This window comes from Nocardia sp. NPDC004722 (assembly GCF_053601505.1).
Map to the genome: position 1 here is coordinate 1 of NZ_JBSGBY010000962.1, position 2,014 is coordinate 2,014.

Here is a 2,014-nt window from a genome sequence, read left to right on the forward strand (position 1 = left end):
GTCAACGTCGTGTGGGCACTCCTCCGCGACAACCGGCTCTATCAACCTGAGCCCCTCACCACTGCTGCTTGACAACGGGATTAAGAGTCGGCGGTCCGCGTCGGCGAGCTGCCGGTCGCAGACCTGCTTCCACAGGTCGAGCACCAGGTCCAGACGCCTACGCGGAGAATACGGTTCGAGTACCCGGCGCAGGTGGGCCGCGAGCACGGAGGGCGCGCCGTCGGGGATCGGGTCGACGTCGTCGGGGGCGCGCAGCGCGAGGACGCGCACCAACTGCTCGGGTCCGAGCAGCTCGGCCGCCGCCGACGCCAGCAGCACCGGGGCCCAATGCCCTTCGCCGATGGCCTGTTCGGCGGCCGCGCCCACCGGTTTGGTGGCGGTGACGCCGAACAGGGCGACCAGGGTGGCCCCGCGCTCCCCCAGCCGCCACGCGCCACCGAGTTTGAGCACGCGCAGCGCGGCCAGCACGGCATCACGCCGGTCCCCGGACGCCCCGGCCAGCCGGGCGGAGACGAAACCGTCCCCGAGATCGATTCCGGCACCGGCGATCACGACGCCGCCGAGTTCGACGAGCCCGGCCAGATCGGCGCAGGCGATGGCCACCCTTACGGAATCGCTGTCGCGCGGGCCGAGCACGACCGCCGCGCCCTCGGGTCCGTCGTGCCCGACGACTTCCCCGGTCTCGATCAGCCAGGCGTGCCGATCCCGTTCCGCGACCAGGCCGAAGGCCAACCGCACTGCCAAAGACGCACTCCCACCGCCGATTTGCCGTACCAGCAACGCACGGCAGTACTCCCGCCTCGACCATACGGCCGGGGCGGGAGTATCGGCAATCAAGTATTCACGATCACAATCGGCGTGCGTCGATCATCCAGATCTGTATATTGGCGGCCTCGTGATTGGATCCGATCGACCCGATCATGCGGACCAGATCGGTGACATCCTCTGTCCGGGCCAGCAATTCGACCCGCAGCCCGGCGGAGACATCGGTTTCGAAACGCTGCCCGCGATAGCTTTCGACGCGGGCGTCACGGTCGTCGACCCGGTAGATCTGGGTGACCACCATGCGCCGGACGCCGAACGCGGCCAGGGCCTGTTTGATCTGATCGAACAGGCCGGGCGGCAACACCAGTGTCAAGAGTTTCGCGTCCGCGCCGCCGCCCGGGTCCATACCGTGGTATCCGATCATGCCGCCCAACTGCAGCGGCGCCGACATCAGGATTCCTTGGCCGGAATCTCCGCTCCATCCTGTTCCGCGGGCGCGGCGGCGCGCGCCGGCGGTTTCTTCAGCACCCCCGATTGCGCGTGCACGAGTGTCTCATCCGGATATGCCTCTTCCTCGTGCGCTCCGACGTCGCCGGTCTCGAGCACTTCGTCCGGCATGCGCAGACTCATGAACAGACTCAATATCTTCAAGATCGCGAACGTGATGAACGCGTCCCACACGATGACGGTGCCGGCCGCACCCGCCTGCCACAGCAGCAGTTTCGGATTGTGGCCGTAGAGCCAGCCGCCGTAGGTGGAGTCCGCCGCGCCGCCGGTGCCGAGGTACACCTTGATGTTCGGGTCGGCCAGCACGCCGACGAGCATGCCGCCCGCCAGACCCGCCACGCCGTGCGTGTGGACCACGCCGAGGGTGTCGTCGACCTTGCGGAACAACTTGGTACGCCCGAGCTTGTTCCACGACAGCCACACCAGGGTCGAGGCGATCAAGCCGATCACCATGGCGCCGAAGCTGTTCACGAAACCGGCCGCCGGGGTGATGGCGACCAGACCGGCGATCATGCCGTTGACCGCGCCCAGGAAGTTGGGCTTGCGCGCCGGACCGGCGAACATGTCCCACAGTACCCAGGTCAGCACCGCGACCGCGGTGGCCAGGTTGGTGTTGATGACGGCCAGGGAGGCATCGGATCCCGAGAAGTACGGGTCACCGCCGTTGAATCCGTTCCAGCCCAGCCACAGGATGCCCGCGCCGGCCGCGGCCATGGGCAGGTTGTTGGGGACCGCGCGTTCT

3 protein-coding genes are annotated in these 2,014 nt (G+C 67.9%); all 3 read right to left on the minus strand.

What is annotated here, in order from left to right; all coding sequences use genetic code 11:
- Positions 1 to 744 (minus strand): hypothetical protein (locus ACWELQ_RS44590; protein WP_452403003.1); only part of this gene is annotated, 744 nt, incomplete at its 3' end.
- Positions 745 to 847: 103 nt separating this feature from the next.
- Positions 848 to 1,216 carry a hypothetical protein gene (locus ACWELQ_RS44595; protein WP_452403004.1) on the minus strand — a complete coding sequence of 123 codons (369 nt, stop codon included), beginning with the start codon at positions 1,214 to 1,216 and terminating at the stop codon, positions 848 to 850.
- A partial coding sequence (locus ACWELQ_RS44600; protein WP_452403005.1) for an ammonium transporter occupies positions 1,216 to 2,014 on the minus strand: 799 nt, incomplete at its 5' end. The genes ACWELQ_RS44600 and ACWELQ_RS44595, both read right to left, overlap by 1 nt.